1 protein-coding gene is annotated in these 445 nt (G+C 37.5%); it reads right to left on the bottom strand.

Annotated elements, in window-relative coordinates; genetic code table 11:
* Window positions 1-41 precede the first annotated feature (41 nt).
* Window positions 42-326 carry a hypothetical protein gene (locus tag Q4519_RS21725; protein ID WP_303516025.1) on the bottom strand — a complete coding sequence of 95 codons (285 nt, stop codon included), beginning with the start codon at window positions 324-326 and terminating at the stop codon, window positions 42-44.
* Between the last annotated feature and the right edge of the window lie 119 nt (window positions 327-445).

Here is a 445-nt window from a genome sequence, read left to right on the forward strand (position 1 = left end):
GACATATTGATACCTGCTTAGTTACGGTGATCTTATCACCTCTAATCAGGTGGCCAAAATAGTTGTACCACTACAGACATTGCTGAAGTTAAAAGGAATATATATCCAATTGAAATAGTTAATTGGATGATGTCTAAAGAGGTTGAGAGCTTCTCCGCTTCAACTCCTGTAATAAGGTGTATAGTCTTTCTGGCAACAATTTCAGAGTAGCTGTAGATAACCATGGACAGGATTAAAGCATTTGCTGACATTAAGAACTTGAATACTTTGTCATTAGATTCTTTATCAACAAACCACTTTGTTGATTCAATTAATACACCTGCCATCAAAGGCGTTGCCGAGGTTAAACAAAGTAAAAGAATAACACCCTGTAGTGGTCAACTAAAACTGGCCACCTCGTTATAAGTTTTGAAGTATTCTGCTTCAGCCTTTTGTGGCGATAGCC

It is taken from the genome of Motilimonas sp. 1_MG-2023, assembly GCF_030547455.1.
Lineage (GTDB): Bacteria > Pseudomonadota > Gammaproteobacteria > Enterobacterales > CBDFNC01 > Motilimonas.